This window comes from Pararhizobium mangrovi (assembly GCF_006516965.1).
GTDB lineage: Bacteria > Pseudomonadota > Alphaproteobacteria > Rhizobiales > Rhizobiaceae > Pararhizobium_B > Pararhizobium_B mangrovi.
In genome coordinates, this window is sequence record NZ_VHLH01000010.1 from 13466 (window position 1) to 39107 (window position 25642).

Sequence of the window (25642 nt, forward strand, 5' to 3'; positions counted from 1 at the left end):
GGTAACGGAGCCGGCATGCGCATCCTGCTGACCAACGACGACAGCATCCACGCCGAAGGGCTCGCCGTGCTGGAACGCATCGCGCGCCAGCTCTCCGACGATGTGTGGGTGGTCGCGCCGGAGACCGATCAGAGTGGGCTCGCGCATTCGCTGACGCTTTCCGAGCCGCTGCGCCTGCGAAAGATCGAGGACAAGCGCTACGCGCTGCGCGGCACGCCGACCGACTGCGTCATCATGGCGCTTCGCGGCGTCATGGACGAGGCGCCGGACCTCATTCTTTCGGGCGTCAACGCCGGGCAGAACCTTGCCGACGACGTCACCTATTCGGGCACCGTCGCCGGTGCGATGGAAGGCACGATCCTCGGCATCCGCTCCATCGCGCTCAGCCAGGTCTACGCCTTCGTCGACGGCGAACGGCGGATCCCCTTCGAGGTCGCGGAACGTCATGGTCCGGGTCTGATCGAACGCCTGACGAAGGCGGACCTGCCGGCCGGCACCTTCCTCAACGTCAATTTTCCGAACCGCGAGCCGGATGCCGTCCGCGAAACCGTGGTCACGACGCAAGGCCGATCGATGCACGGCCTGTCGATCGACCGGCGGACCGACGGGCGCGGATTTCCCTATTACTGGCTGTGCTTCTCGCGACGCCCGTCCGAGCCGGACGACGGCACGGACCTGCGCGCGGTGAGCGAGGGGGCGATCTCCGTCACGCCGCTGAAGCTCGACATCACGGATCGAAGTGCTGCGGAGCGGGTCGCGGCAGTGCTCGGGGGCGAGACGACACGGTGAACGACAGCGTGCAGAGCGAAATGGAAGGCTTCGCGGGTCTCGTGCTGCGCCTGCGCGGGGAGGGGCTGCAGGACACGCAGTTGCTCAAGGCCGTGGAAGCGACGCCGCGGACCCTCTTCGTGCCGTCGGCGGCGCGTTCGGCCGCCTACGATGCGGGCGTCGTACCGATCGAATGCGGTTCCTTCATGGAAGGGGCCGATCTCGCCGCGCAGATGCTCTATCTGCTCATGGTCCAGCCAGGACAGCGCGTGCTCGAAATCGGCACGGGCTCGGGCTTCACCGCCGCCGTCATCGCGCGCACGGCCGAGCGCGTCTTCACGCTCGATCGCTTCCGCACGCTGATCGCCAATGCGCAGGCCCGGTTCGAGCGGCTGGGCCTCACCAACATCGCCGCACGCCAGGCCGACGGAAGCCAGGGACTGAGGGGCGAGGGCACGTTCGACCGTATCCTCGTTACCGCCGCCTACGACACGACGCCGCGTTTCTTCGTCGACCAGCTCGTGGCCGGCGGTGTGCTGCTGGCGCCGGTCCTCATGGAGGACGGCACCTGCATGCTGATGCGCATGACCAAGATCGGCAGCCGGTTCGAGCGCGAGGAACTTTTCCCGGTTCCCTTCCAGCCCATCGCGACGGGCCGGGCGCGCGCGCTTTAGAGCCTTTCAGGTTCATACGGAAGCGCTCTGCCGACCCTGTTTGCGTCAGGACCGAGACGGATGGCGACGAGCGTACTGGTGGTACGGTCGAGCCATCCGTCGAAGCGTCACGGCGCAAACAGGGCCGGCCCGAAGGGTTCGACCGTGCCGCTCTCCCACTTTGTCGCCGATCTAGCCCGATGAACCACATCGCGCTGCGATCGCCTTCGCATGGGAAACCGGCACGATCGAACAGAGCGCTTCCGTATGAACCTGAAAGGCTCTGGGTCGGGCCGCAACCGGCGGGTATCGTTCCGCCACAACTTCACCGTTTTTAACCGTGCAGTAACACTAACGCGATTTAATCGTCTGCAACTTCTTCTTAGGTGCGGGATGAGTTAATGCGTAGTAGAAGACATTTCGTTTCTTCGCGGTCCCTCCTCGGTATTCTTGGTGCTACGCTTCTCGCGAGTGCTGCGGCCGGGTGTAGTTCGGACGTACTTCGGTTTCAGGACGGTCATTACGGCGGGGATGGGATGACGACCTCGTCCATAGCGCCGAATGGGGGCACGGCCATGCGGCCTCCGGCACCGACCGGTTCGTACGCCCGCAACGACGCCAACCCGCAATCCGCATCCGGAGGCACCTCGATGGCTCAGCCGCTTCCCGCCAACAACGACGACTATTCCTCTCCCGCCCGCACCGCCTCGGTGGCGCCCGGCGCCGTTCAGCGCGGCACGCTTCCGCCCCCGGGCAGTGCCAACGATTCGCGTCCGCAGACCGTGTCGTCCTCACAGGCCCGCGCCGCGACCGGCTGGTCGACGAACAGCGCCATGAGCGTGACGCTGCGTCCGGGCGAAGACGTCGATACGCTTTCGCGCCGCTACGGCGTGCCGGCCGATGCAATCATGCGCGCCAACCACCTTTCCAGCGCCTCGGCCGTCTCGGCCGGCCAGCAGATCGTCATCCCGACCTATAATCGCGGTGGCTCCGACACATCGAGCGCGGGTACGCAGTCCGCCTCGGCAACGCCGAGCCTTAGGCCTGGTGACGGCACCCGAACGCTGAAGGCGCCGGAAGCGGCCGAGCAGGTCGCAAGCACGCATGGCGGCAGCTATACGGTCCAGAGCGGCGATACGCTGACCCGTATCGCTTCGCGCACCGGCGTCTCGATCGATGCGCTGAAGCAGGCGAACGATCTTTCCGGCACCGCGATCCGCATCGGCCAGCATCTGACGCTGCCCAGCGGCGCGACGGCGCCGGAAAAGACGCAGCAGGCCACCGAAGAGCCCGCCCCGAAGCCGCAGGCCGAACCGGCGGTGAAGAGCGAAGCCGCCTCCAAGCCTGCCGCGAACGAAGACGAGCCGGCAGCCAAGACCGCCCGCAGCGCGCAGTCCGAGGCGCCCAAGCCCGGCACCGAAGCGAAGGTCGAGGAACCGGCCGAGACGAAGGTCGCGAGCCTGCCGAAGAGTTCGGGCGTCGGCAAGCTGCGCTGGCCGGCTCGTGGCCAGATCGTCAGCCGCTTCGGCTCGCGCGAGGATGGCCACCAGAACGACGGCATCGACATCTCGGTTCCTGAGGGAACGCCGGTCAAGGCCGCGGAGAACGGCGTCGTCATCTACGCCGGCGACGGCCTGAAGCAGTACGGCAACACCGTTCTCGTGCGTCACGACGACGGTCTGGTGACGGTCTACGGCTACGCCAAAGACATCAAGGTCAAGCGCGGCGCGAAGGTGACGCGCGGCGAAGTGATCGCCGACTCGGGCATGAGCGGAGCGGCCGACCGGCCGAAGCTGCACTTCGAGGTGCGCAAGGACGCGACCCCGGTCGATCCGACGAGCTATCTCGACTAGACCGCTTTGCGACCGGATCGAATCAGGTCCGGCGCTCAATCCCTTGGTCCGGCGCATTGTTCGCGACGTCGGACCGGATCGGTCTGACCGGGAGATCCCCGGCAGACCACGCTTTCGACGGGTATCGCGGCGCACCGGCAACGGTGCGCCGCTTTTCGTTCGACGCTTGCTACTTCAGCCTTCGAGCGTCTTGCCGAGGCGGCCCGCCAGGTCCTGGATGAACTGCCAGGCGACGCGGCCGGAGCGCGCGCCGCGCGTCACGGACCATTCCAGCGCCTTTGCGTGAAGCGTCGCCGCGTCGACGCCGAGGTCGTAATGGCGGGCGTAGGCATCCACCATGGCGAGATAGTCGTCCTGGGTACAATTGTAGAAGCCGAGCCAAAGGCCGAAGCGGTCCGAAAGCGAAACCTTCTCCTCCGTCGCCTCGGTGGGGCTGATCGCGGTCGCCCGCTCGTTTTCGGCCATCTCGCGGGGCAGAAGATGGCGCCGGTTGGATGTCGCGTAGAAGACGACGTTGTCCGGTCGGCCCTCGATGCCGCCTTCGAGCGCCGCCTTCAGCGACTTGTAGGCGGTATCGTCGTGGTCGAAGGAAAGATCGTCGCAAAAGAGGATGAAGCGCGCAGCGCTCCTCGAGACGATCGTCATCAGCCGCGGCAGCGTCGCGATGTCCTCGCGGTGGATCTCGATCAGCTTGAGGCGAGGGGAGCCTTCGGCCCGACCATTCAGGACGCGGGCATGCGCGGCCTTGACGAGCGAGGACTTGCCCATCCCGCGCGCGCCCCACAGAAGCACGTTGTTGGCGGCGTAGCCGGATGCGAAGCGTTCGGTGTTGTCGAGCAGGATGTCGCGGACGCGCTCGACGCCCTTGATGAGCTCGATGGCGACGCGGTTCGGCCGCGGCACGGGCTGCAGGCCACGCGTTTCCGGCACCCAGACGAAGCAGTCCGCCGCGTCGAGATCGATCGTCGCCGGTGGCGGGCCGGAAAGGGCTTCCACCGCACCGCGCAGGCGGCGGACCTCATCGATCAGGGTCGTCATGGTCTCGTCGTTCATCGCTGTCGGGCCTGCATGCGGTTGGTTGTGGCGGGGTGGATCGTTTCGCGGTAGCATGGCCTTTGCGGGACGAAAAGGCGCAGATGCCCGCGAAAGAGCCGTCCGCAGGCCGTGCACAGTTGCATTGGCCCCGATTGTTCCTGTATGCGCGAAGCGATTTTGGCGGCTTTCGTTCGCCGAGCCCCTTCACCAGGAGCCCATTCATGTTCGTAACTCCGGCTCATGCACAGACCGTCGGTGGCGGTGGTGCCGAGATGGTCATGTCCATCCTGCCGTTCGTGCTGATCTTCGTCATCATGTACTTCCTCATCATCCGGCCGCAGCGCCAGCAGATGAAGAAGCGCGAGGAGATGCTGAAGAACATCCGTCGTGGCGATCAGGTCGTGACCGGCGGCGGCATCGTCGGCAAGGTCACGAAGGTCGTCGACGACCGCGAGGTCGAAATCGAGATCGCCGACGGCATGCGCATCCGCGCGGTGCGCAGCCTGCTTTCGGAGGTCCGCGCCAAGGGCGAGCCCGTCAAGGAATAGGCGCCGCGGCGCCGCCTGAAGAGCGCCTGCCACGAAATAAGATGCAGCCTGGCTGCGAACGCGACCCGAGAGTCCGATGCTTCATTTTCCCCGCTGGAAGACCGCACTGATCTGGCTTGTCGTCCTTGTGGCGATCGTGCTGGCCTTCCCGAACGTGCTCAGCAAGAAGGAGGTCGCCGCACTTCCTTCCTGGGTACCGCACACGCAGATGACGCTCGGCCTCGACCTTCAGGGCGGTTCGTACATCCTGCTGCAGGTCGACCGGCAGGACGTGATCAAGGACCGCACCACCGCCGTCGTCGAGGACGTACGGCGCATCCTGCGTGACAAGAACATCGGCTATACCGGGCTCGGCGGGAAAAACGGCGACATCCACGTCGCCATCCGCGACGATTCGAAGGTCGACGCGGCGAAGCAGGCGCTTCAGGACGTGACCAACCCGACCAATGCCGGCATGTTCTCGAGCGGCGGATCGGTGCGGGAAGTCGCGATGAGCCAGCCGCAGCCCGATACGCTGCATCTTTCGCTTACCTCCGACGGCATCGACTACCGCGTGCGCAACGCCGTGACGCAGTCGCTCGAGGTCGTGCGGCGGCGCATCGACGCGCTGGGGACGACGGAGCCGGTGATCCAGCGGCAGGGATCGAACCGCATCCTCGTCCAGGTGCCCGGCCTCGGCAATCCGCAGCGTCTGAAGAACCTCCTGAACCAGACCGCCAAGCTGACCTTCCGCATGGTCGACACGTCGATGCCGGTTCAGCAGGCCATGCAGGGCACTCCGCCGGCCGGGACCTCGGTCCTGCCCTCGCAGGACGACCCGAACCAGCACTACCTCGTCGAAAAGCGCGTCCTCGTCTCCGGCGAGGACCTGACGGATGCGCAGCCGGGCTTCGACCAGCGCAGCAACGAGCCGATCGTCACCTTCCGCTTTGATACGCAGGGTGCCCAGTCTTTCGGCCGGGCCACGCAGCAAAACGTCGGCAAGCCCTTCGCGATCGTCCTCGACAACAAGGTGATCTCGGCGCCGGTCATCCGCGAGCCGATCCTCGGCGGGTCCGGGCAGATCTCCGGCAACTTCACGCCACAGAGTGCCAACGACCTGGCGATCCTGCTGCGCGCTGGCGCACTGCCCGCCACGCTCAACGTCGTGCAGGAGCGCACGGTCGGGCCGGGGCTCGGTGCCGATTCGATCGCGGCCGGCGAAACCGCCGCCGTCATCGGCGCGATCGCCGTCGTCGCCTTCATGCTGATCGCCTACGGCTTTCTCGGCGTGCTGGCGAACGTGGCGCTTCTCGCAAACCTCATCATGATCATCGCGCTCCTTTCGGTGCTCGGTGCGACGCTGACGCTGCCCGGCATCGCCGGCATCGTGCTGACGATGGGCATGGCGGTCGATTCCAACGTGCTGATCTACGAACGCATACGCGAGGAGCGACGCAACGGCCGCTCGCTGATCCAGGCGGTGGACACTGGCTTCTCTCGCGCGCTCGCGACCATTCTCGACGCCAACATCACGACGCTGATCGCCGCGGTCATCCTCTTCTATCTGGGGTCCGGGCCGATCCGCGGCTTCGCCGTCACGCTGGCGATCGGCATCGTCACCAGCGTCTTCACGGCCTACACGCTGACGCGCTGGCTCGTGTCGCAGTGGATCCGGCGCCGCCGGCCGAAGGAAATGCCGAAAGCGCGCATTTCCGGCCTCGCGGACGGGGCGAAGATCCCGTTCATGGGCTTCCGCCGTATCACCTTCGCGATCTCGATCGTGCTGGCGCTCGCCACGTTCACCGGCCTCGTGACCGTCAACATGAACTACGGCATCGACTTCACCGGCGGCACGCTGGTCGAGGTCCAGGCCAAGGACGGCTCGGCCGAGATCGGCGATATCCGATCGCGGCTCAGCGGTCTGGATGTCGGTTCGGTGCAGGTGCAGCGCTTCGGTTCGCCGGAGGAGGCGCTGATCCGCGTTCAGGCCGAAACGGGCTCGGATGCCGCGCAGCAACGCGTCATCAACGAGATCCGTGGCGAATTCTCGTCCGACTACACGATCCGTCGCGTCGAATCGGTCGGTCCGACCGTCTCCGATGAACTGGCGACGGCCGGCACCATCGCCGTCGGGGTCGCCCTGCTTGCGATCCTCGTCTACATCTGGTTCCGGTTCGAGTGGCAGTTCGCCCTCGGCGCCATCATCGCCACGATCCACGACGTGGTGCTGACGATCGGCATGTTCATCATCACCGGCATCGAGTTCGACCTGAGCAGTATCGCGGCGGTGTTGACCATCGTCGGCTATTCGCTGAACGATACTGTGGTAGTCTACGACCGCGTGCGCGAGAACCTGCGACGGTACAAGAAGATGCCGTTGACGGACCTTCTCAACTTCTCGATCAACGAGACGCTTTCGCGGACGGTACTGACGGCGCTCACCACGCTGATCGCGCTGCTGGCGCTCTTCATCTTCGGTGGCGAGGTGATTCGATCGTTCACCTTCGCCATGATCTTCGGCGTGGTCGTCGGCACCTATTCCTCGATCTTCATCGCGGCGCCCGTCCTCATCTCCTTCAAGCTTCGCGGGCTCAGTGAAAAGCCGGGCGAGAAGTTCGACGGCGAGAGCAGGGTGGAAAAGGCTCCCGCAAAGGGTTCGGTCTAGATCGTGGCGCGCGGTATCGAGATACGCGACGCCCACTTTCCCGATCGCGCGCCGATCGACGCCTACGGCAATGGCGGCTTCCGCTTCGCGGACATGTCGCATCGCGGTTCGCTTCTGTGCCTGCCGTCCGGCATCTATGGCTGGGCGCCCGACGAAGCCGATCCCCTTGCGCCCGCCTCCTTCGAAAGGGTGCTGGCCGAAGCGGGCGACATCGAAGTGCTTCTGGTCGGGACCGGCACCGACATTCGAATGCTGCCCGCGCCGTTGCGGCAGGTGCTCAAGGCGCACGCGATCATGGCCGACCCGATGAGCACGGGGGCGGCCGTGCGCACCTACAACGTCATGCTGGCCGAAGCGCGCGCCGTGGCCGCCGCGTTGATCGCGGTCTGAGCACCGGCGCGCGGGAGGCAGGCGCTTCCCGTTTGCCGAAAGGGCAGGCCGCAGGGTCCGTGGTCGAAGGGGAAGCATGGCCGAGGCGAATGAGACGTTCGAACACTGCCTGCGCAGCCTGCGCGACCTCGACCGGGACCGCTATCTCGCCTGCCTGCTGACGCCTGAAGCCCACCGCGGCCCCTTCGCCGCGCTCTACGCCTTCAACGGTGAGATCGCGCGCGTGCGCGACGTGATCCACGAGCCGATGCCGGGCGAGGTCCGCCTGCAATGGTGGCGCGATCTCGTCGCAGGCAACGAGCACGGGCAGGCGGCGGCGAACCCGGTTGCCGCCGGCCTCATGGAAACGATCCGCAGGCACGACCTGCCCCGCCAGACCTTCGACAACTACATCGAGGCGCGCATCTTCGACCTCTACGACGATGCTATGCCCGACCGTACCGCCTTCGAAGGCTATGCGGGCGAAACCGTCTCGGCGATCATGCAGCTCTGCGCGATGACGATCTCGCCCGATGCCGCGCGCAAGTCCGCCGATCTGGCCGGTCATGCGGGCGTCGCGCTTGCCGTCGCCGGTTCCATCCTGCTTCTGCCGATCCACCGCGCGCGCGGCCAGGTCTACGTTCCGGGCGACATTCTGGCGGCGACCGGGCTCGATCGCCAAAGCTTCCTCGCCGCGACCGATCGCGAGGCCTGCAAGCGCGCCGTCGACGCGTTCGTCGCGCTCGGCAACGAGCACCTCGCCCGCGCACGTGAGGCGCTGCGCACGACGCCCGAGGACATCTTTCCGGCGTTTCTTCCGGCAGCGATCGCCGGTCCCGTGCTTCGTCGTGCCGGGAAGGCGAGCGCCGCACTCTTCGAGGAAGGGCTGACCCCCGCACAGTGGCGCCGGCAATGGTGGCTGTGGCGCGCGGCACGGCTTCGCCGGTTCTAGAAGACACCCGAGGGAGCAAGTCGGCGCCCGTGATCGAGCCTCGCGATCCGGTCCTTTCGGCTTGTGACGGCCCTTCGTCGCTGTCAGACTTGCGGAAAGGGAGGATCGGCCGGTGACGTTCGACGGGCTCTTCTTTTTGGTCGTGATCGGCGCCGTCGCGGCTCTCTTCGTCTATCTGCGGTGGCAGCGACGGCGCGTGGATGCGTTCGATCCGGGCGAGACAATGCTAATTTTCGCGCAGGCCTTTCCGGACGAGGCGGTGCGGGCCGTCGTCGCCACCCGTAATGGCCAGGCGGTGTTCCTGCGCCTTGCGGACGGGCGCACGGGGCTCGTCGAGACGCACGACCGCCGGCAGATCGTTCGAAGGCTCGAGCCGGGCGAAGCCTTCGTGACGCCCGCCGGTAAGGATGGCCGCGCCCTGACGTTCCGGTTTTCGGGCGGGAAGGGTCGTGCGGCAACCTTCGAATTTGGCCTTCCCGAAGAGGCGGCCGAGGTTTCGTTATGGCTCTGCGACACCCTTCTGCTCGGCAGCCGGCGAGAGGGTGCCGGCGTTCCGGCAGGGTCGCGCCGGTGAAGGGCGTCTGCCTTCGGGCCGCCGCCACACCGCGCGGAAACCCCAGGAAGACCGGGCTTTCGCGGTTCTTCGAGGACGTATGCGCCGCTGGATTTGACCTGCGTCGGGTGATCATGCAGAGTCTGCGGCGTCAATCGGTTGTCGGGCATCTGGCCCGGACAGCACGACCTTTAAAAATTATGGGGAACCGGCCGGCGAATTCCGCTCGGCTTTTGCGCCACGATGCGCGTATGATCGAAGCCGCCGGAGCCCGATCTCGTTAAGGGAGTACAGAATGAAGAATGCCTTGAGCAAAACCGTGACCGCTGCAGCTGCCGTTGCGATGGCGCTGGTCGCAGGTTCCGCTTCCGCCGCGTCCTTGCAGGACATCAAGGACAAGGGCACGGTCCGCATCGCGATCGCCAATGAAATTCCGTACGGCTACATGGACATGAACGGCGACGCGAAGGGCGCGGGGCCGGATGTCGCCAAGCACATCATGAACGAGCTCGGCATCAAGAACATCAAGTGGGTGACCACGAACTTCTCATCGCTCATTCCCGGCCTTCAGGCCGACCGCTTCGACATGGTCGCCGCCGAAATGGCGGTCAATCCGGAGCGTTGCCAGAAGGTCATCTATTCCGAGCCGAACAGCTCGTACGGCGAAGGCCTGATGGTCGCCAAGGGCAACCCGAAGGACATCACCGCCTATTCCGACTTCAAGGACGGCGACAAGAAGGTCGCGATCATGGCCGGTGCCGACCAGCTCGACATGCTTCAGAAGCTCGGCGTGCCGCAGGACAACATGGTCACGCTGCAGTCGAACTCCGACGCGATCTCGACGGTCGCCAACGGCCGCGCCGACGCCTACGCCGCAACCGGCCTGACGGCAGCCCAGCTCGCCAAGAAGAGCGGCAAGGTGCAGATCGTCCAGAACTTCAAGGATCCGGTCGTGGACGGCAGCGAAGTCCGTTCGTGGGGCGCCTTCGCGTTCAACGAGGACTCCAAGGATCTGCGTGACGCGGTCAACAAGGTGCTGACCAAGTACAAGAAGACCGACGCCTGGGCCAAGGACCTCGAGAGCTACGGCTTCACCGAGGCCGACGTGAAGGCTTCCTCGCAGAAGACGACCAAGGAGCTCTGCTCCGCCAAGCAGAGCTAAGGCTCTTCGCAAGACGTGAACGATCGAGCGATCCGGGGGTCTACCTCCGGATCGTTTCACGACAGACTTGCCCATCGTCGGAACGGTATCCTGCATGGAATGGACAAGCTATCTGCCGCCCCTTCTGCAAGGGGCATGGGTCACCGTCCAGCTGACGGTCTACTCGACGATCCTCGGTGCCGTTCTTGCCTTCGCATTCGGCATCGGTAAGCTTTCGAACAACTGGCTGATCAAGGGTGTCTCGATCGGCTACATCGAGATCTTCCGCGGCACCTCGCTGCTCGTGCAGCTCTTCTGGCTCTATTTCGCGCTTCCCATCGCGGGGCAGGCGATCGGTATCGATCTGCGCCTGCCGCCGGTCGTAGCCGGCGTGCTCGCGCTCGGCCTCAACATCGGCGCCTACGGTGCGGAGGTGGTGCGCGGTGCGATCCAGGCCGTGCCGAAGGACCAGTACGAGGCGGGCAGGGCGCTGAACTTTACACCCCGCCAGGCCATGTGGCGCATCGCCCTTCCGCAGGCCGTTCCTGAGATGATGCCGACCTTCGGCAATCTCGCGGTGCAGAACCTGAAGGATACCGCGCTGGTCTCGCTGATCAGTCTCGGCGATCTCGCCTTCCGCGCAGAGAACATCCGCAATTTTACGCAGGACAGCACGACGGTCTATACGCTGGTGCTCTTCATGTATTTCGGCATGGCGCTGGTGCTGACCGCCTTCATGAAGATCGCCGAGCGCTCGGTCGGGCGCTGGAAGACGGCGGGGCGGTAGGTCATGCTTTTCGGCATCCATTGGGACACGAGTTCCGATCTCGCCTTCGCCGCCTCGATCCTGCCGATCCTGCTTCGAGGCATGGTCATCACCATCGAGGCGACGGTGCTCGGCTTCTTCATCGCGCTGGTCCTCGGTCTCGTGCTCGCCGTCCTGAAAGCCGCGCCGACGCGGATCGTCTCGTGGCCGGCCCTCGTCGTCACCGAGTTCGTGCGCGACACGCCGCTGCTGGTGCAGCTTTTCTTCCTCTACTACGTGCTGCCGGAATACGGGATCGTCCTGCCGGCGTTCCTGACGGGCGCGCTGGCGCTCGGCGTGCAGTACTCCGCCTATACCTCGGAGGTCTATCGCGCCGGTCTCGAGGCGGTGAACCGCGGCCAGCACGAGGCTGCCCGCGCGCTGAACCTGACGACGACACGTACCTTCACGCACATCGTGCTGCCGCAGGCGGTGCCCCGCGTCATCCCCGCACTCGGCAACTACCTCGTCTCGATCATGAAGGACGTGCCGGTGCTTTCGGTCGTCACCGTGCTCGAGATGCTGAACGTCGCCAAGATCATCGGCGACCGGACCTTCAACTACATGATTCCGCTGTCCATGGTGGGCGGTCTCTACCTCATCCTGACCATTCTGGCCTCGGCAGGCGTGCGTTATCTCGACCTCAAGCTGCCGAAGATAGGGATACCGCTGAAATGAGCGAACCGATCATCAAGTTCGACAAGGTCGTCAAACGCTTCGGCTCGGTCACCGTGCTGAACGAGCTCGACTTCTCGGTCTCGCCCGGCGAGAAGGTGACGATCATCGGGCCGTCGGGCTCGGGCAAGTCGACGGTGCTGCGCATCCTCATGACGCTGGAATCGATCAATGACGGCGTCGTGTGGGTCGATGGCGAGCCGCTATGGCACGAGGAACGCGGCGGCAAGCTGCAGGCCGCGAGCGAAAAGCACATGCATCGCATGCGCGAGAAGCTCGGCATGGTCTTCCAGCAGTTCAACCTGTTTCCGCACATGACGGTTCGCCGCAACCTGACCGAAGCGCCGATCCGCGTGCTCAAGCTTTCCAAGAAGGAAGCGCGCGAGCGTGCCGATCGCCTGCTCGAAATGGTGGGCCTGCAGGACCAGGCCGACAAGTATCCCCATCAGCTCTCCGGCGGCCAGCAGCAGCGCGTCGGCATCGCGCGGGCCTGCGCCATGCGCCCGCGCATCATGTTGTTCGACGAGCCGACCTCCGCGCTCGACCCCGAACTCGTCGGCGAAGTGCTGAACGTCATCCGCAACCTCGCCGAAGAGCACGATCTGACGATGCTTCTCGTCACGCACGAGATGCAGTTCGCCCGGCAGATCTCCGATCGCGTGTGCTTCTTCGATCGCGGCCGCATCTGCGAGGAGGGTCCGCCGTCCGAACTTTTCTCAGAGCCGAAGGAAGCGCGCACGAAAGAGTTCCTGCGCGCCGTCGTCGATCCGGATTCGGCGAAGGGCGAGAAGCAGGCGTCCGCCGAAGGGTAAACGGCTCGTTCCCACTCACGATCAATACATGAACTGTTCGGCGAGGATCCTGTCGGCCCAAGTGTGGTTCGGATCGGAAAGGATCCGGGCGGTCGCCGTCGGCGATTCGGCGATGCGCACCGAGCGCACCGATTTCGTTTCCGTATGGTCGGCGACCGCGTTGACCGGGCGCTTGACGGGCTCCAGCACCTCGATCTCGACGATCGAACGGTTCGGCAGCAGCGCCCCGCGCCAGCGACGCGGCCGGAAGGCGCTGACGGGCGTGAGGGCGAGCAGCGGCGCATCGAGCGGCAGGATAGGCCCATGGGCGGAGAGATTGTAGGCGGTGGAGCCGGCAGGCGTCGCGACCATCACCCCGTCGCAGACCAGCTCCTCCATGCGCTGCTGGCCGTCGACGGTGATCCTGAGCTTGCATGCCTGATAGGACTGGCGAAACAGCGCCACCTCGTTGATCGCCAGCGATTCGGCGATCTCGCCTTCGCTGTCGACGACGTGCATTTCGAGCGGGCGGATGATGTTTTCCACCGCGTCGGCGATGCGCTCGCGCAGGTTTTCCTCGGCATAATGGTTCATGAGGAAGCCGACCGAGCCCCGGTTCATGCCGTAGACGAGGCGGTTCGTGTTCATCGTCTCGTGCAGCATCTGCAGCATGAACCCGTCGCCGCCCAGCGCGACGATGACGTCGGCTTCGCTCGGCGCGGCGTTGCCGTAGAGCGAGGCGAGGTGGCGTGCGGCCTCGCGAGCGTCCCGTCCGCCCGAGGCGATGAACGACAGGGACTTGATCTCGCGTTTCATGCAGGGCTCCCCTCCGTAGCGCACGTCCTGCTTAGCCTCTCGCGTGCGCTCGAACAATCCCGCAACCGGCCGCGCTTTCGTGACCTTTCGTCTCCCGTGCGCGGAGCACTTTCGCCCCGGCCGGAAATGCTCTAGGAAACGGGACGGGCCCTTGTAGCTCAGCTGGTAGAGCAACCGCCTTGTAAGCGGTAGGTCGCGGGTTCAATTCCTGCCGGGGGCACCACTTCCGCTCGCCGAGCCGCCGGGATACGGCAGCGCTTCAGGTAAGCAGGCGCAGGCTCAGGATCACAAAGCCGATCACGGCCACGGCCCAGGCCGTCAGAAAGAAGCCCCAGACGATCTTTCGGCTTGTCGATTGGTGTTCATCGGCCATGCGATGGAAGCCCCGCCGTTTCCCGCGTGATCTTTTGGTCAAGCCGCCTCATGCGCCATCCTTCCTTCCGGAATGTTCATCCGTCCGTCTATCGTTCGAGAGATTCGTAAACCCGTCACTTCAAGGTAGGGCCGTTGTCGCGACGGTCGAATCCGGGACCGTTCTTGCGAAGCGCTTGGCGGCCTGATCGATCAGGTCCAGCGCTCCATCTCCCTATTTCGTGCGTAGCTCGCGACGTCGGACGGGAACAATCCGGCTGGAAAATGCTCTACGCCACTTCGATATCGAAGCCGATGTCGACGGCGGGAGGGGCCATGGTGATCTTCGACGAGGAGATGTAGTCGACGCCGGTTTCGGCAACCGGAACAACGGTGTCGAAAGCAATACCGCCGGAAGCCTCGAGCTTTGCGCGCCCGGCCGTGCGCTCGACGGCACGGCGAAGATCCTGCGGCGTGAAATTGTCGAGGAGGATCGCCCCGGCGCCGGCGGCGAGCGCCTCGTCGAGCTGTTCGAGCGTGTCCACCTCGACCTCCAAGGCAAGGAGGTGGCCCGCATAGGCCTTCGCCTGTTCCACGGCGCTGCGCACCCCGCCGCACACGGCGATGTGGTTGTCCTTGATGAGGATCGCGTCGTCGAGACCGAAGCGGTGATTGATGCCACCGCCGATGCGCACGGCGTATTTCTGGAAGGCGCGCATGCCGGGCACGGTCTTGCGCGTACAGCAGATCGCCGCCGCGGTATGGGCGATCTTCGCGGCGAACGCACCGGTATAGGTGCTGATCGCGGAGAGGTGGCAGAGATAGTTCAGCGCCACGCGTTCGCCGGAAAGAACGTCGCGCGCCGGCCCCTCGACCGTCGCGATCGTCTCGCCGGCCTCGACGGTCCGGCCGTCATCGCATTCGGCGGCGAACCGGATGGCGGGGTTCATCTGGAAGAAAGCGCTGCGAACGAAATCGAGCCCGCAGACGACGAGCCGCTCGCGCGAGACGATGCGTCCGCGCGCCGTCGCCCGCGGCGTGATCGTCGCGATACTCGTGACGTCACCAGCGCGCCCGAGATCTTCGAGAAGTGCCGAGCGCACGGCGGCTTCGACGAGCGGGGCGGGTAGGGACGGAAGATGGGCCTGTGGCATGGATGGCTCTTTGCGGTGGGCTTGCCGGGATTGGGACTGGCGTTTTCGCGCGGAAGATGCCCGTTGCCTATCACATCGAACGATCGGGTTCACGCAGGCCGTGCCTTGAACCCGGAACGCGGAATTCGTGCGAAAATTCGGCGGCTGCGTTGCCGCTTGCCTGCCGCACGGCCTTTCGCCTGCGGAATTGATCTTCTATTGGTATCTTCCACAACGACACGGATCCTGGCTGACGGAGCCCGCCTGCGATCGCAGCGGTAAGAATATACAGCGACGTGCGGAGGCATTCGCGTTCGCCGCCGCCTTTGGGTTCTCGCAGGCATTCGGTGAGAAGGAATCGTCATGACAGCATCGTCCCCGACCCATATGCGTCGCGAGATCGAGGAGATCCCGGCCGCCGTCACGCGCCTGCTGGAGCGCTCCGACGCCGACCTGCGCGCAGCCGGTGCGCTGCTTGCCGAACGGGATCCGGCGGTGCTCGTCACCGTGGCACGCGGATCGTCGGACCATGCGGCGACGTTCCTGAAATATGCGTGCGAGATCACCGCCGGCGTGCCCGTCGCCTCGCTCGGCCCGTCGATCGCATCGATCTACCACGCGAAGCTCCGGCTCGAACGGGCTGGCTGCCTCGCGGTCTCGCAATCCGGCCAGAGCCCGGACATCGTCGCCATGGCGAAAAGCGTTCGCGAGGCCGGTGCTGCGACCGTCGCGCTGACGAACGTCGAAGGCTCGCCGCTTGCCGCCGCGTGCGACGGCAACGTCGCGCTTCAGGCGGGACCGGAAAAGAGCGTGGCGGCGACGAAGAGTTTCGTCACGGCCATCGTCGCGGGGCTCGCGATCCTCGGTCACTGGCGAGCGGACGATCGCCTTCTCGAGGCGCTTTCCGCGCTGCCGCAGCATTTCGAAGCGGCGATCGCATGCGACTGGTCGGCCTTCGTCGAGGCGCTTTCGCATCGTGATTCCCTCTTCGTGCTTGGGCGAGGGCCAGCGGCGGCGATCGCTGCAGAGGCTGCGTTGAAGTTCAAGGAAACCTGCGGCATGCATGCCGAAGCCTACAGCGCTGCCGAAGTGCTCCACGGACCGGTCGCGATCGTCGGTAAAGGGTTTCCCGTGCTCGGCCTCGTCGCGCGCGATGCGGCGGAGGAGAGCGCGGTCGACACGCTCGCGCGGATCGAAAAGCAGGGCGGCTCGGTCTTCGCCACCACCGGACGGATCGCCTCGGGCACCGGGCTGCCCTTCGTCGAAACGGGGCACGCGCTGACCGACGCGCTCGCGCTTTCCGTCTCGTTCTACGGTTTCGTCGAGGCGCTCGCCCGCTCGCGAGGGCTCGATCCGGATTCGCCGCCGCATCTTCGCAAGGTCACGGAAACGGTATGACTTCGCCTCAAGACCTTACCGGGCGCAGCATTCGCGCACCGCGCATCTTCGACGGCGAGCGATGGCACGAGGACGCCACGCTCGACATCGAGCCTGGGGGCCGTGTCGGGGCGCTTCGAGGCGGCGACGCGCGAACGGTAGAAACAGACGGCACGCTCACGCTCGAAGGCGGCATGCTCGTTCCGGGTTTCGTCGATCTCCAGGTCAATGGCGGCGGCGGCGTTCTCTTCAACGAGCGCACCGATGTCGAAGGCATCGCAACGATCTGCCGTGCCCATGCGCGGTACGGCACGACGGCGCTCCTGACGACCCTCGTGACCGACACGCCGGAAATCACCCGTAGCGCGCTCGAAGCCGGTGCGGCGGCCGCGCGCGAGGACGTTCCGGGTTTTCTCGGCCTCCACCTCGAAGGCCCGCACCTTTCCAAGGCTCGCAAGGGGGCCCACGATCCCTCGTTGATCCGCTCGATGGACGAGGCGGACCTGCGTGCGCTCGAAACGGCTGCAGCGACGATGCCCCGGCTGATGACGACCGTCGCCGCCGAGACCGTCGGGCCGCGCGAGATCGAACGCCTGACGGCGGCCGGCGTGCATGTCAGCCTCGGCCATTCGAATGCCTCGCGCGGTGAGGCGGCTACTGCCGCCGATTCCGGCGCGAAGTTGGTCACGCATCTCTTCAACGCGATGAGCCCGCTCGCGCACCGGGAGCCCGGCATGGTCGGCCATGCGCTCGACCGCGGCGACGTCCACACGGGGCTGATCGCCGACGGCGTCCATGTCGATCCCGTCGCGATCGGCATCGCGCTTCGGGCAAAGCGCGGGCCGGGGCGGATCTTCCTCGTCAGCGATGCCATGGCACCGCTCGGCACCGACGCCGAAACCTTCGAGATCAACGGACGTACGGTCTATCGCCGCGACGGAAGGCTGACGCTTGCCGACGGCACGCTCGCCGGAGCGGATATCGACATGCTCTCCTCGGTGCTCTTCATGCACCGCCGCATCGGCATTCCGCTCGAAGAGGCGCTTCGCATGGCCTCGTCCCATCCGGCAGCGGCAATCGGCATGGAAGGCGAACTCGGTTGCCTGCGCGCAGGCGCCCGTGCGTCCTTCATTCATCTCGACGACGATCTTGCGATCCGGTCGGTCTGGATCGACGGGCACCGAAGCGGAAACGATTGAGCGCGATCGCCGGTTCGACGGGGACCGGCGGCATCGATGCCGCCGGTCTTTTTCCATAGCAGCCTACTCGGTGTGCTTTATCACCTTGCCGTAGACGATGTTCCGGTTCGAGCCGTAGAACACGTCGATATCGACGTGGTTGCGGTCGACCGCGGCATTTATGATGTCGAGCATGTCGTCGGCCGAGCGCAGGATCAGCGGCCAGTCCATGAAGGTTTCCATGTAGCCATCGGTCGTGATCTCGTCGCTGAAATTGGCGAAGAGAAACTCGCCGCCCGGCTTCACGAACTCCAGCGCGCGCTGCAGAAGGCGAATGCCGATCGGCCGCGTGAGGTAGTCGTAGAGGCCGGAGGCGTAGACGAGATCGAAGGTGCCGAGATCGTAGGCACGCCGCAGGATGCCGCGCACGGAACCTTCGATCGGCGTGATGCCGCGGGCCGCATGATCCCGTTCCACGAGTGCGACCGATTCGGGGTCCTGGTCGAGCGCGACCCAGCGCTTCACCGTGCCCTCGGTCACCGCTTCGCTCAGTTCGGCTTCGCGCAGATGCCCGCACGCGATCGCCAGAACCTCGGCACCACCGGTGCGCGCGGCGGTCGCGTCGACGGTCTCCGCCAGGATCCTGCGTCGCTCCCGGCCAGCCTTCGAGCTCTCCGCATCGCTGGTATAGGCATAGATTTCGCGGCCGAGTTCGCTCGACCGCGCGATCACGTCGTTCGCGGCGGGATGCTTGTAGTAGATGTCGAGAAGGCTCGCGTCGCCCGAATACCCGCGCGGCTTTTCGGCCGACCACCACGTGAACGGGTCCTGCTTCAGATATTCGCCGACCGGATGGTCCTGCGCGAGCGGGATGAGCGCGTGCCACATCGCCCCGTTGCAGGCATTGCGCAGGACATGCAGTTCCCAGGCCAGACGCTCCACGGTGGCAGCCGCCGGTGCTCCTTTCCGAAAGTCTTGTTGAGCGATCTCTAAGATTAGTGCCAGTTGTCCGACCTTTGCCTGAAAGGCATCGGCGTCGACGATACCCTCGCGGACCGCGCCGTACTCGTGAATTGATTCGGCGGTGATGAGACTATGGGCGTCCGATACGAATTTTGGTTCAGCCATTACGATTACCCCTTGCTCACGCATGCTTGCGTGCCCGCATCAAGGTACATCAGGATTGGCCAATTGGAAAAATTCGAGTAAAACTTTAGTTAATTGCTCCGTTTAGCAAAAGCTTACGCTGCCGGGATTCTTTGAACGGCCGCGTTTACTTCGGCTTAGGCGAGAACTGCTTTACTGCGTGTTCATACCTGTGGGTTCTACGGGTATCGGGCGTCGGCGCCGGGTTCCGGCGGGCCCGCGGTGGTGGAAACGACGCGATGGACGTGAGCCAAGATACTGCGCGGCGGGTGCGAAACGCGCTGGACCGGTTCTGGTGGCAACCACCGGACCGCGAGTTGCTGGCCATGCTGCGCGAGCGCGACATGGAGCGCAACCGAAGCAACATTCGCTGGGGCCTTTGGGCGGCCGTCATCAGCTATATCGTCTACGGTATCCTCGACGGGCTGCTGCTGCCGGACGTCGCCGAACGCGTCATCGCGACCCGCCTCGTGCTCGGCGCGGGCTTCCTGATCGGCATCGAGCTTTGCATTCGTCTCGGCGTCCGCCAGATGTCGCTGCACATCGTCGCCGCCTCGGCGATCGTGATCGGCGGCATCGGCTGGTTCTACCAGGCGATCGGCACCACCCATCAGGTGGCGCTGTCGTATTTCCTGGTTTTCGGAACCCTGTTCGTCCTCGGTTCGAACCTGTTCTTCAACTTCAACGTCTGGCTGGCGCTCGTCGCCTCGACGACGATCACCGTCTTCTTCATCGCCGCCGCGCTCGTCTCGGTCGAGATGAGCCGGAGCGGCGAGATCACGCTGGTCGTCTTCTTCCTGAACTGCCTCGTCCTCTCGCTCTACCTTTCCATGCGTTTGAGGCTCGAGCGCTACCAGACCTTCGTGCAGTCTCTCCAGGCGCGGATTCAGGAGGAGGTCGCGATCGAGCAGGGGCGCATGCTCAACGAAATGGCGAACACGGATCCGCTGACCGGGCTCAAGAACCGGCGCGCGATCATTCGCGACTTTCAGGCGATGTGGAAGACGCTCGCTCTCGGCGAGCAGCAGATCGGGATGGTCCTCGTCGACATCGACTTCTTCAAACGCTTCAACGATCACCTCGGCCATCAGGCAGGCGACGATTGCCTCCTGCGCATCGCCGGCGCCCTGACGAAGGCGGCCGCAGCGTTCGACGGCGTCGCCGGACGCCATGGCGGCGAGGAGTTCATCGTCATCTGCACCGCGAACGACGAAGGGGCGCTCGTCGATCTCGCACGGCACGTCTGCCAGTCCGTGGAGGCGCTGAAGATCGTCCATCCCGCGCGCGACGACGGGCGCGCCTTCGTCACGATCAGTGCCGGCGCCTCGATGAGCAAGCTCGGTGCGCGACCGGACTTCAACGGCCTGCTGCACGAGGCGGACCGGGCGCTCTACGCCGCGAAGTTCGCGGGCAGGGCGCAGTTCAGCGTCTTCGATGCGGAGTTCGCCGCCGACGACCGGTCGGCCCACAACCTGACCCATCTCCTCAAGGAAGCCCGTTCGAAGCAACTCGTCTCGGCGGTCTGCCAGCCGATCGAGGATCTGAGGACGGGAAAGCTGTTCGGCTACGAGACGCTGATGCGGCTCAGCGACTACGACGGCACGATGATCAGCCCGAACGTCTTCATCGCCGAGGCGGAGAAGAACGGGACGATCATCGATCTCGGTCAGTGGATCATCGAATGCGCCTGCGAGGATCTGGCGGTGCTCGAGCGTGATGTGGTCATTTCGGTCAACGTCTCCGGCGTGCAACTCGCGACCACGGGCTTTCCGCTGCAGGTGGCCGATACGGTCGCGCGATACGACCTCGCGCCGAACCGGCTGGCGCTCGAGATCACCGAGGGCATGGATATCTTCGCCGAGGCGCAGGCGCTCAAGAACGTCGAGGAGCTACGCCGTTTCGGCGTCCAGATATGGCTCGACGATTTCGGCACCGGCTTCGCCGGCCTCGCCTGGCTGCGCCAGTTCGAATTCGACGTCGTCAAGATCGACCGTGCCTTCCTTCAGGACTGCCACAGCGCCCACGGAGTGCGCATGCTGCAGGATATGGTCCAGCTCCTGCGCAACCGGGGTATTCGCGTGCTTGTGGAAGGCGTCGAGACCAGCGAACAGAAGCAGCTTCTGAACCATATGGACGTCGATCTCGCCCAGGGTTTCGGCATCGGAGAACCGCGTCGGCGCCACAGCGAACGGTACGCCGCACGCCGGCGCGTTCCGGGAAAGGCCTGAGGGCAGGGGACGGCGTTCAGTCCTTCAGGATCGAAAGGATCGTCGGATCGGCGTCGTCCGTTCCGAGGTCGAGTTGCGCGAGCGTCGCGGGCAGCGAGAACCGGCGCGGACCGGCACTGCCGGGATTGAGAAACAGGACGTCCCCGCGCCGTTCGTATCCCGGCTTGTGCGAATGCCCGTAGACGACGACGTCGATGCCCTCGGCTTCCGGATCGCGATCGAGATCGTCGATAGAGTGCAGGACATGGATCCGGCGTGATGCGAGTTCGATGTCGAGCGTTGCCGGAAAGGCGTCCGCCCACGGTGCGGTATCGACGTTGCCGACGATGGCACTGACCGGGGCGATCGCGCGAAGACGCTCGATGATTTCGGGATCGCCGATGTCGCCGGCATGCACGATATGGTCACAGCCGGACAGTGCGGCTTCGGCCTCGGGGCGAAGCAGGCCGTGGGTATCCGAGATGATGCCGAGCTTCATCGTCCCTCCGCAAAGCGCGCTGGATCACCGAAAGCAAACGCCGGGGAGCGCGAAAGCGTTGCATCGGCATCTGCCGACCGGATGGCGAGGAAAGCCCTTCCATGACGATGGCCCGGTCGCGTGTTCTCGAGGTGGGTCGCCACTCGTAGCCCGGCCGATCCTCAAGGTGTCTGTCGCTTCCGAGAGGGAAAAAACCATGGCCGGTCGAAGATCGGCCGGCCATGGTTTTGTCGTTTACTGAGCCTGTGGCTGCACTTGCGGGTTCGTCGTTCCGTTATCCGGCGTCGCCGGCGGGCTCGATGGTGCGTTGCCATTGCCGTTGTCGCCGCCGTTCGATTGCCCGCTGCCCTCGTTTCCGCCGGAAGACCCGTCCGGCGTATTGCTGCCGGGCTGTTGCGGGTTCGAAGCGCCGCCATCGGTCGCTGCGCCGCTGGAGGCGGCGTTCTTCGCTTTTGCCGGGGCCGGCTGTGGCTTCAGGCGCGGCGCCACGTTGCGTGGCGGAATGCGCCGGGTGCCGGCCTGCGGTGGCAGCATGGTGCCGCTGCGCGTACCCGTCTCGAGGTTCGGGTAGCCGCCTTCGTTTTCGATCTTGACCGACGGCGAAGGCATGGTGCCCGGCTGCCCGATCGCCGGCTGCGTCCTTTCCGGCCTGCCGTAGGCGGGCGTTCCGGCGCTCGTGCGGGCACGCGGCGAACCCTGCTGGAGGATGCCCGGTTGCGGTTCCGCACCCGTCGGCAGCATGTCTCCCGTCGGAGCCTGGCTCGCATCCTTGCCGGCGTTCGGCCCCGGACCGTTGAGGAGCGGCGGCGTGCTCATGTTCACGCCGGGCGTCTGCGACGGGCGGAGCGCTTCGGGGCCACCCGGTCCATTGCGGGGGATCTGAAGCGTCGCCGGTGTCGTATCCTTGAAGGTCTTCTCGCCGGGAAGCGTCACGTCGGCCTCGACGACCGGCGATGCGTTGCCGTTGCCCTGCAACGCCGGATAGTCGGCGAGCATGTTCGCACCGTCGAGGGGGCGGGGCTTGCCGATGTGGCAGGTCGCGCAATCGATCTTCGCCGGGTCGCCGAGATGGCCGAGCTGGCTCTTCGGAATGACGGTGGCGAGCGGCTGCACGAACTTCGTGTTGAGCGCACGGGCGAGCTGCATTCCGTACCAGCCGATCAGGCGGAATGGCGTCGACTGGCTCCAGTCCGCGAAGGCGCGCGAGTTGTGGCAATAGGTACAGTTCACGCCGATGCCGTCCGCCATCTGCATCATCAGGATGTAGAGGTGCTCGGTATCGTGCAGCGACATGTGCGTGCCGTCGCCGGCCATCGGCGTCATCGACTGGGCGTTCGTGCTCTCGTCCTGAAGCAGCCACATCTCGTCAGGTGCGGTCGGGAAGAAATCCCGGATGGTCTGTGCGTTGTAGTGGAAGTTTTCCGCCGAGGGGATGCGCCCGAGCAGCCCGGTCGAATCGTCGTCGGCCTGCTCGTACCAGTGGTAGGGCGGCATGTTCTGTCCGCGATGGCACGTGTAGCAGGTGACGCCCGTCTGTCCGACATGGTTCTGCCAGTCGGCGTTGATGGTGCGCGTCATCGCCAGCATCTGGCGCGCGACGATCTTCGTGTAGACGTCGTCGGAGGCGTAGTTCGACGACGAGACGTGGCAGAAATTGCAGCCCTTGTCGGGCGCGACCCAGGCTGTGATCGCCTTCATGGTGCGATCGAACTCGGCCTTGCTGACGTCGCCGAGCACCTTGACGTTCTGATAGGCTTCGCCAGCCGAAGGACCGCCGCTCGCGGCCGCGGGCAGAGATTTCGGAACGCTGCTATAGGGCAGGACGCGGCTCACATTGTCGAACTGCACCATTTCGCCGGCGGCCGGCCCCGTGGATGTCGAACGGATGTTCCAGGGCATCTGCCAGGGCGGAGCGATGATCAGGAAGACGGCGACGAGAACGCCGGCTCCAACCGCGGCATAAGGCGTGTATCTCATTTCACCATCCCCTGCGTGAGGTCGGCGGGGACCTGGAAGGACGGGTAGGTGTTCTCGTAATGGGGTGCGATGCCGTGCTTGACGCCCCAAAGGTACCAGTTGTCGACGACCGTTCCCGTCAGGAGCACGCCGATGGCGCCGCTGAAGGTCGTCAGCACCGCGAACCACCACGCCCAGCGGTGGATCGATTCGTAGGTCGCGTTGAAGCCCATGGTCCAGCGCCAGAAGAGGGCTGAACGTTCCGCCGCCGTTCCGCGATCGACGATCTCTTCCGCCTCGCGCTCGCCGCCGAACTTCGACACGGCGAGGATGACGCCGCCATGCATGGCGAAGAGCATCGTCGAGCCGTAGAGGAAGACGATCGAGAGCATGTGGAAGGGATTGTAGTACCAGTTGCCGTAAAGCACCGAGATCGACGCCGTCCAGTTGAGGTGCGGCACGATGCCGAAGGGCGGCGCTTCGGAAAAGTTGCCCATGAGCACCGGCCGGATGAAGCCGAGCGAGAGGTAGAGGAAGATCGCCGAGGCGAACGCCCAGGAGGTGTGCGTGCCCATGCCGAGCGCACGGGCGCGTGTGTAGGAGCGCACCCACCACAGGAGGATCGAGGCGGTGAGGAACATGCCGGTGAGCAGCCACCAGCCGCCGTCGTTGAGCGGAACCATCGGGTTCAGCCCGTATTTGGCCGCCGGCGGCTCGATCGCCAGGAACGGAAGGTTGCGCACGAAGGCGACCGGGTTCCAGTCCATCTGCGCGGCGAAGTTCAGCCCGATGATCTCGATCGCGATGAAGCCGCATATGATCGAGGCGAGGCCGGAATAGCCGAGATAGGTGGGGCCGAGCTGCGGATCGCCGATCTTGCCGAGCCAGTAGTTGAACGCCATCGGCCCGATGCGTCCGCCTTCGATCGCCTGTTCGGGCACCCCTTCGTCGTAGGGGCCGCGGACCTGCGTCTTGGTGAAGATGGTGGAATAGCTTGCCATGGCGTCAGCCCCCAAGCCCCTGGACGGAACTCATCCAGGGCGGCAGTTGCAGCAGGAAATTGTAGAAGTACGGCCAGCCGCCATCCCAGAAGGGCCCGGAGATGATGATGCAGATCGCGCTCCAGAAGCCGGCGTTGATCGCAAAGAAGGTGCCGAGCCGGTGGATGCCGTAGGGGCCGACCGAGTAGTAGATGTAGTCCCGGAAATAGGCGTTCTCGTGCTCGCCGAACTTCACCGGCTCGTCCTTCTTGCCGGGGTTCACCGCGCCGAGGATGACGCCGGCGTGCAGGCCGAGGAACATCGTCGTGGTGAAGAAGAACGTCACCGCCAGCATGTGCGCCGGATTGTAGTGGAAGTGCAGGAACTGGTAGCCGACGTTCGAAACCCAGTCGAGATGGCTGAGGATGCCGTAGGGAAAGCCGTGGCCCCAGGCGCCGAGCAGAAGCGGGCGGATGACGTTCAGCGAGACGAAGGCGAAGACCGCGAAGAGGTAGGCGATCGGCACGTGCCAGCCGATGCCGAGCTTGCGGCAGATCTCGATCTCGCGCAGCGCCCAGGAAAGGAACGCGCCGACGGCGCAGATCGTCACGAGCTGCCATGTGCCGCCGTCCTTGAGCGGCGCCAGCGCCAGCCCGTATTGCAGCGGCGGCGGGTTCACGCTCATGGCGAAGATGTTCAGCGTGTCGCCCTGCGAGACGCCGTAGAAGAGAAGCAGCGAGCCGAGTGCGGCGAAGAAGAGCGCCGTCACGCCGAAGAAGCCGACGTAGAACGCTCCCACCCAGAAATCGAACAGCCTTCCGCCGACCAGGTTGCCGCCGGCGACCCGGTATTTGCGTTCGAAGGACAGCATGGCCATGGCGCACTTCTCCCGTCCCGGCATCATGGGCCGGGGCCGCGTGACATTCGTGAATTCGTTCTCGTGCCGGGCGGCCCGCCGCTTAAAGCCTGCGGGCCGCCCGGATGACGGCGCTTAAGCCGGCAGCACCATGCGCGGAGCGATCGGCGGCATGGCCATCGACTGCTTCTGCGATTGCTGCTGGTTCGCGACCGGCTGCGGGTTCTCGATCCAGTTGTACCGGCCGGTGCTCAGCAGGATGAAATGGATGAGAAGGGCCAGAACGAGAAGAAAGGTGAACAGCCCGATCAGCGCGCGGCGCGGATCGAACAGCATCCAGACTCGCCACATGA

24 protein-coding genes and 1 tRNA gene are annotated in these 25642 nt (G+C 65.2%); 16 read left to right on the forward strand and 9 right to left on the reverse strand.

The window, feature by feature from the left end:
- The first annotated feature begins 15 nt into the window (after positions 1–15).
- From surE to FJU11_RS06970, 3 genes are all read left to right on the forward strand, one after another.
- Positions 16–789, forward strand: coding sequence for a 5'/3'-nucleotidase SurE (surE, locus tag FJU11_RS06960; protein WP_141166319.1), 774 nt, complete (start codon positions 16–18; stop codon positions 787–789).
- A 20-nt stretch (positions 790–809) separates the two neighbouring features.
- The gene (locus FJU11_RS06965; RefSeq protein ID WP_141166406.1) at positions 810–1442 is read left to right on the forward strand and encodes a protein-L-isoaspartate(D-aspartate) O-methyltransferase; all 633 of its coding nucleotides are present in this window, start codon (positions 810–812) and stop codon (positions 1440–1442) included.
- 629 nt (positions 1443–2071) lie between these two features.
- Positions 2072–3274, forward strand: coding sequence for a peptidoglycan DD-metalloendopeptidase family protein (locus tag FJU11_RS06970; protein WP_235890867.1), 1203 nt, complete (start codon positions 2072–2074; stop codon positions 3272–3274).
- Positions 3275–3448: 174 nt separating this feature from the next.
- Here FJU11_RS06970 and FJU11_RS06975 read toward each other — a convergent pair whose 3' ends face one another.
- Positions 3449–4327, reverse strand: coding sequence for an ATP-binding protein (locus tag FJU11_RS06975; RefSeq protein ID WP_141166320.1), 879 nt, complete (start codon positions 4325–4327; stop codon positions 3449–3451).
- A gap of 203 nt (positions 4328–4530) precedes the next feature.
- Between FJU11_RS06975 and yajC the strand changes: the two genes are divergently transcribed.
- The 9 genes from yajC (at position 4531) to ehuA (ending at position 12811) form a co-directional block, all read left to right on the forward strand.
- Positions 4531–4857, forward strand: a complete 327-nt coding sequence (yajC, locus tag FJU11_RS06980) for a preprotein translocase subunit YajC (RefSeq protein ID WP_141166321.1) — start codon at positions 4531–4533, stop codon at positions 4855–4857.
- Between the two features lie 76 nt (positions 4858–4933).
- Complete coding sequence (gene secDF / locus FJU11_RS06985; RefSeq protein WP_141166322.1) at positions 4934–7504, forward strand: protein translocase subunit SecDF; 2571 nt, start codon at positions 4934–4936, stop codon at positions 7502–7504.
- A gap of 3 nt (positions 7505–7507) precedes the next feature.
- Positions 7508–7894, forward strand: a complete 387-nt coding sequence (locus FJU11_RS06990; RefSeq protein WP_141166323.1) for an Mth938-like domain-containing protein — start codon at positions 7508–7510, stop codon at positions 7892–7894.
- 76 nt (positions 7895–7970) lie between these two features.
- The gene (locus tag FJU11_RS06995) at positions 7971–8825 is read left to right on the forward strand and encodes a phytoene/squalene synthase family protein (protein ID WP_141166324.1); all 855 of its coding nucleotides are present in this window, start codon (positions 7971–7973) and stop codon (positions 8823–8825) included.
- A gap of 112 nt (positions 8826–8937) precedes the next feature.
- Positions 8938–9399: a cupin domain-containing protein gene (locus FJU11_RS07000; RefSeq protein ID WP_141166325.1), complete on the forward strand. Its 462-nt coding sequence runs from the start codon at positions 8938–8940 to the stop codon at positions 9397–9399.
- Between the two features lie 286 nt (positions 9400–9685).
- Complete coding sequence (ehuB, locus tag FJU11_RS07005) at positions 9686–10540, forward strand: ectoine/hydroxyectoine ABC transporter substrate-binding protein EhuB (protein ID WP_235890868.1); 855 nt, start codon at positions 9686–9688, stop codon at positions 10538–10540.
- A 94-nt stretch (positions 10541–10634) separates the two neighbouring features.
- On the forward strand, positions 10635–11306 hold the full coding sequence (gene ehuC / locus FJU11_RS07010; RefSeq protein ID WP_141166327.1) for an ectoine/hydroxyectoine ABC transporter permease subunit EhuC: 672 nt from the start codon (positions 10635–10637) through the stop codon (positions 11304–11306).
- Between the two features lie 3 nt (positions 11307–11309).
- Complete coding sequence (gene ehuD / locus FJU11_RS07015) at positions 11310–12002, forward strand: ectoine/hydroxyectoine ABC transporter permease subunit EhuD (protein ID WP_141166328.1); 693 nt, start codon at positions 11310–11312, stop codon at positions 12000–12002.
- Positions 11999–12811 carry an ectoine/hydroxyectoine ABC transporter ATP-binding protein EhuA gene (ehuA, locus tag FJU11_RS07020; protein WP_141166329.1) on the forward strand — a complete coding sequence of 271 codons (813 nt, stop codon included), beginning with the start codon at positions 11999–12001 and terminating at the stop codon, positions 12809–12811. The genes ehuD and ehuA overlap by 4 nt, the downstream gene beginning before the upstream one ends.
- Positions 12812–12832: 21 nt before the next feature.
- On the opposite strand, the gene FJU11_RS07025 is transcribed toward ehuA, so the two are convergent.
- Positions 12833–13606: an NAD kinase gene (locus tag FJU11_RS07025; RefSeq protein ID WP_141166330.1), complete on the reverse strand. Its 774-nt coding sequence runs from the start codon at positions 13604–13606 to the stop codon at positions 12833–12835.
- Positions 13607–13753: 147 nt separating this feature from the next.
- Between FJU11_RS07025 and FJU11_RS07030 the strand changes: the two genes are divergently transcribed.
- Positions 13754–13829, forward strand: a tRNA-Thr gene (locus tag FJU11_RS07030).
- Between the two features lie 418 nt (positions 13830–14247).
- Here FJU11_RS07030 and nadC read toward each other — a convergent pair.
- A complete protein-coding gene (nadC, locus tag FJU11_RS07035; RefSeq protein ID WP_141166331.1) occupies positions 14248–15111 on the reverse strand; it encodes a carboxylating nicotinate-nucleotide diphosphorylase in 864 nt (287 codons plus the stop codon).
- Between the two features lie 342 nt (positions 15112–15453).
- Here nadC and FJU11_RS07040 point away from each other — a divergent pair, with 342 nt between their 5' ends.
- Positions 15454–16488, forward strand: a complete 1035-nt coding sequence (locus FJU11_RS07040) for an SIS domain-containing protein (protein WP_235890869.1) — start codon at positions 15454–15456, stop codon at positions 16486–16488.
- The gene (nagA, locus tag FJU11_RS07045; RefSeq protein ID WP_141166332.1) at positions 16485–17666 is read left to right on the forward strand and encodes an N-acetylglucosamine-6-phosphate deacetylase; all 1182 of its coding nucleotides are present in this window, start codon (positions 16485–16487) and stop codon (positions 17664–17666) included. Before FJU11_RS07040 ends, nagA begins: the two co-directional genes overlap by 4 nt.
- A gap of 63 nt (positions 17667–17729) precedes the next feature.
- Here nagA and FJU11_RS07050 read toward each other — a convergent pair whose 3' ends face one another.
- Positions 17730–18773 carry a class I SAM-dependent methyltransferase gene (locus tag FJU11_RS07050; protein ID WP_141166333.1) on the reverse strand — a complete coding sequence of 348 codons (1044 nt, stop codon included), beginning with the start codon at positions 18771–18773 and terminating at the stop codon, positions 17730–17732.
- Positions 18774–19030: 257 nt separating this feature from the next.
- On the opposite strand from FJU11_RS07050, the gene FJU11_RS07055 reads away from it, so the two are divergent.
- Positions 19031–21019: a putative bifunctional diguanylate cyclase/phosphodiesterase gene (locus FJU11_RS07055; protein WP_141166334.1), complete on the forward strand. Its 1989-nt coding sequence runs from the start codon at positions 19031–19033 to the stop codon at positions 21017–21019.
- A 16-nt stretch (positions 21020–21035) separates the two neighbouring features.
- On the opposite strand, the gene FJU11_RS07060 is transcribed toward FJU11_RS07055, so the two are convergent.
- The 5 genes from FJU11_RS07060 to pufA form a co-directional block, all read right to left on the reverse strand.
- Complete coding sequence (locus tag FJU11_RS07060) at positions 21036–21497, reverse strand: metallophosphoesterase family protein (protein WP_141166335.1); 462 nt, start codon at positions 21495–21497, stop codon at positions 21036–21038.
- Positions 21498–21731: 234 nt separating this feature from the next.
- A complete protein-coding gene (gene pufC / locus FJU11_RS07065; protein WP_141166336.1) occupies positions 21732–23474 on the reverse strand; it encodes a photosynthetic reaction center cytochrome PufC in 1743 nt (580 codons plus the stop codon).
- Positions 23471–24454 carry a photosynthetic reaction center subunit M gene (pufM, locus tag FJU11_RS07070; RefSeq protein WP_141166337.1) on the reverse strand — a complete coding sequence of 328 codons (984 nt, stop codon included), beginning with the start codon at positions 24452–24454 and terminating at the stop codon, positions 23471–23473. Before pufM ends, pufC begins: the two co-directional genes overlap by 4 nt.
- 4 nt (positions 24455–24458) lie before the next feature.
- Positions 24459–25310 carry a photosynthetic reaction center subunit L gene (pufL, locus tag FJU11_RS07075; RefSeq protein ID WP_141166338.1) on the reverse strand — a complete coding sequence of 284 codons (852 nt, stop codon included), beginning with the start codon at positions 25308–25310 and terminating at the stop codon, positions 24459–24461.
- A 114-nt stretch (positions 25311–25424) separates the two neighbouring features.
- The gene (gene pufA, locus FJU11_RS07080; RefSeq protein ID WP_141166339.1) at positions 25425–25640 is read right to left on the reverse strand and encodes a light-harvesting antenna LH1, alpha subunit; all 216 of its coding nucleotides are present in this window, start codon (positions 25638–25640) and stop codon (positions 25425–25427) included.
- Positions 25641–25642 lie beyond the last annotated feature (2 nt).

Coding starts and splice junctions, on each gene's coding strand:
- surE (WP_141166319.1), top strand. CDS start 16: ATGCGCATCCTGCTGACCAACGACGACAGCATCCACGCCGAAGGGCTC.
- FJU11_RS06965 (WP_141166406.1), top strand. CDS start 810: ATGGAAGGCTTCGCGGGTCTCGTGCTGCGCCTGCGCGGGGAGGGGCTG.
- FJU11_RS06970 (WP_235890867.1), top strand. CDS start 2,072: ATGGCTCAGCCGCTTCCCGCCAACAACGACGACTATTCCTCTCCCGCC.
- FJU11_RS06975 (WP_141166320.1), bottom strand. CDS start 4,327: ATGAACGACGAGACCATGACGACCCTGATCGATGAGGTCCGCCGCCTG.
- yajC (WP_141166321.1), top strand. CDS start 4,531: ATGTTCGTAACTCCGGCTCATGCACAGACCGTCGGTGGCGGTGGTGCC.
- secDF (WP_141166322.1), top strand. CDS start 4,934: ATGCTTCATTTTCCCCGCTGGAAGACCGCACTGATCTGGCTTGTCGTC.
- FJU11_RS06995 (WP_141166324.1), top strand. CDS start 7,971: ATGGCCGAGGCGAATGAGACGTTCGAACACTGCCTGCGCAGCCTGCGC.
- ehuC (WP_141166327.1), top strand. CDS start 10,635: ATGGAATGGACAAGCTATCTGCCGCCCCTTCTGCAAGGGGCATGGGTC.
- ehuD (WP_141166328.1), top strand. CDS start 11,310: ATGCTTTTCGGCATCCATTGGGACACGAGTTCCGATCTCGCCTTCGCC.
- ehuA (WP_141166329.1), top strand. CDS start 11,999: ATGAGCGAACCGATCATCAAGTTCGACAAGGTCGTCAAACGCTTCGGC.
- FJU11_RS07025 (WP_141166330.1), bottom strand. CDS start 13,606: ATGAAACGCGAGATCAAGTCCCTGTCGTTCATCGCCTCGGGCGGACGG.
- nadC (WP_141166331.1), bottom strand. CDS start 15,111: ATGCCACAGGCCCATCTTCCGTCCCTACCCGCCCCGCTCGTCGAAGCC.
- FJU11_RS07040 (WP_235890869.1), top strand. CDS start 15,454: ATGACAGCATCGTCCCCGACCCATATGCGTCGCGAGATCGAGGAGATC.
- nagA (WP_141166332.1), top strand. CDS start 16,485: ATGACTTCGCCTCAAGACCTTACCGGGCGCAGCATTCGCGCACCGCGC.
- FJU11_RS07050 (WP_141166333.1), bottom strand. CDS start 18,773: ATGGCTGAACCAAAATTCGTATCGGACGCCCATAGTCTCATCACCGCC.
- FJU11_RS07055 (WP_141166334.1), top strand. CDS start 19,031: ATGGACGTGAGCCAAGATACTGCGCGGCGGGTGCGAAACGCGCTGGAC.
- FJU11_RS07060 (WP_141166335.1), bottom strand. CDS start 21,497: ATGAAGCTCGGCATCATCTCGGATACCCACGGCCTGCTTCGCCCCGAG.
- pufC (WP_141166336.1), bottom strand. CDS start 23,474: ATGAGATACACGCCTTATGCCGCGGTTGGAGCCGGCGTTCTCGTCGCC.
- pufM (WP_141166337.1), bottom strand. CDS start 24,454: ATGGCAAGCTATTCCACCATCTTCACCAAGACGCAGGTCCGCGGCCCC.
- pufL (WP_141166338.1), bottom strand. CDS start 25,310: ATGGCCATGCTGTCCTTCGAACGCAAATACCGGGTCGCCGGCGGCAAC.
- pufA (WP_141166339.1), bottom strand. CDS start 25,640: ATGTGGCGAGTCTGGATGCTGTTCGATCCGCGCCGCGCGCTGATCGGG.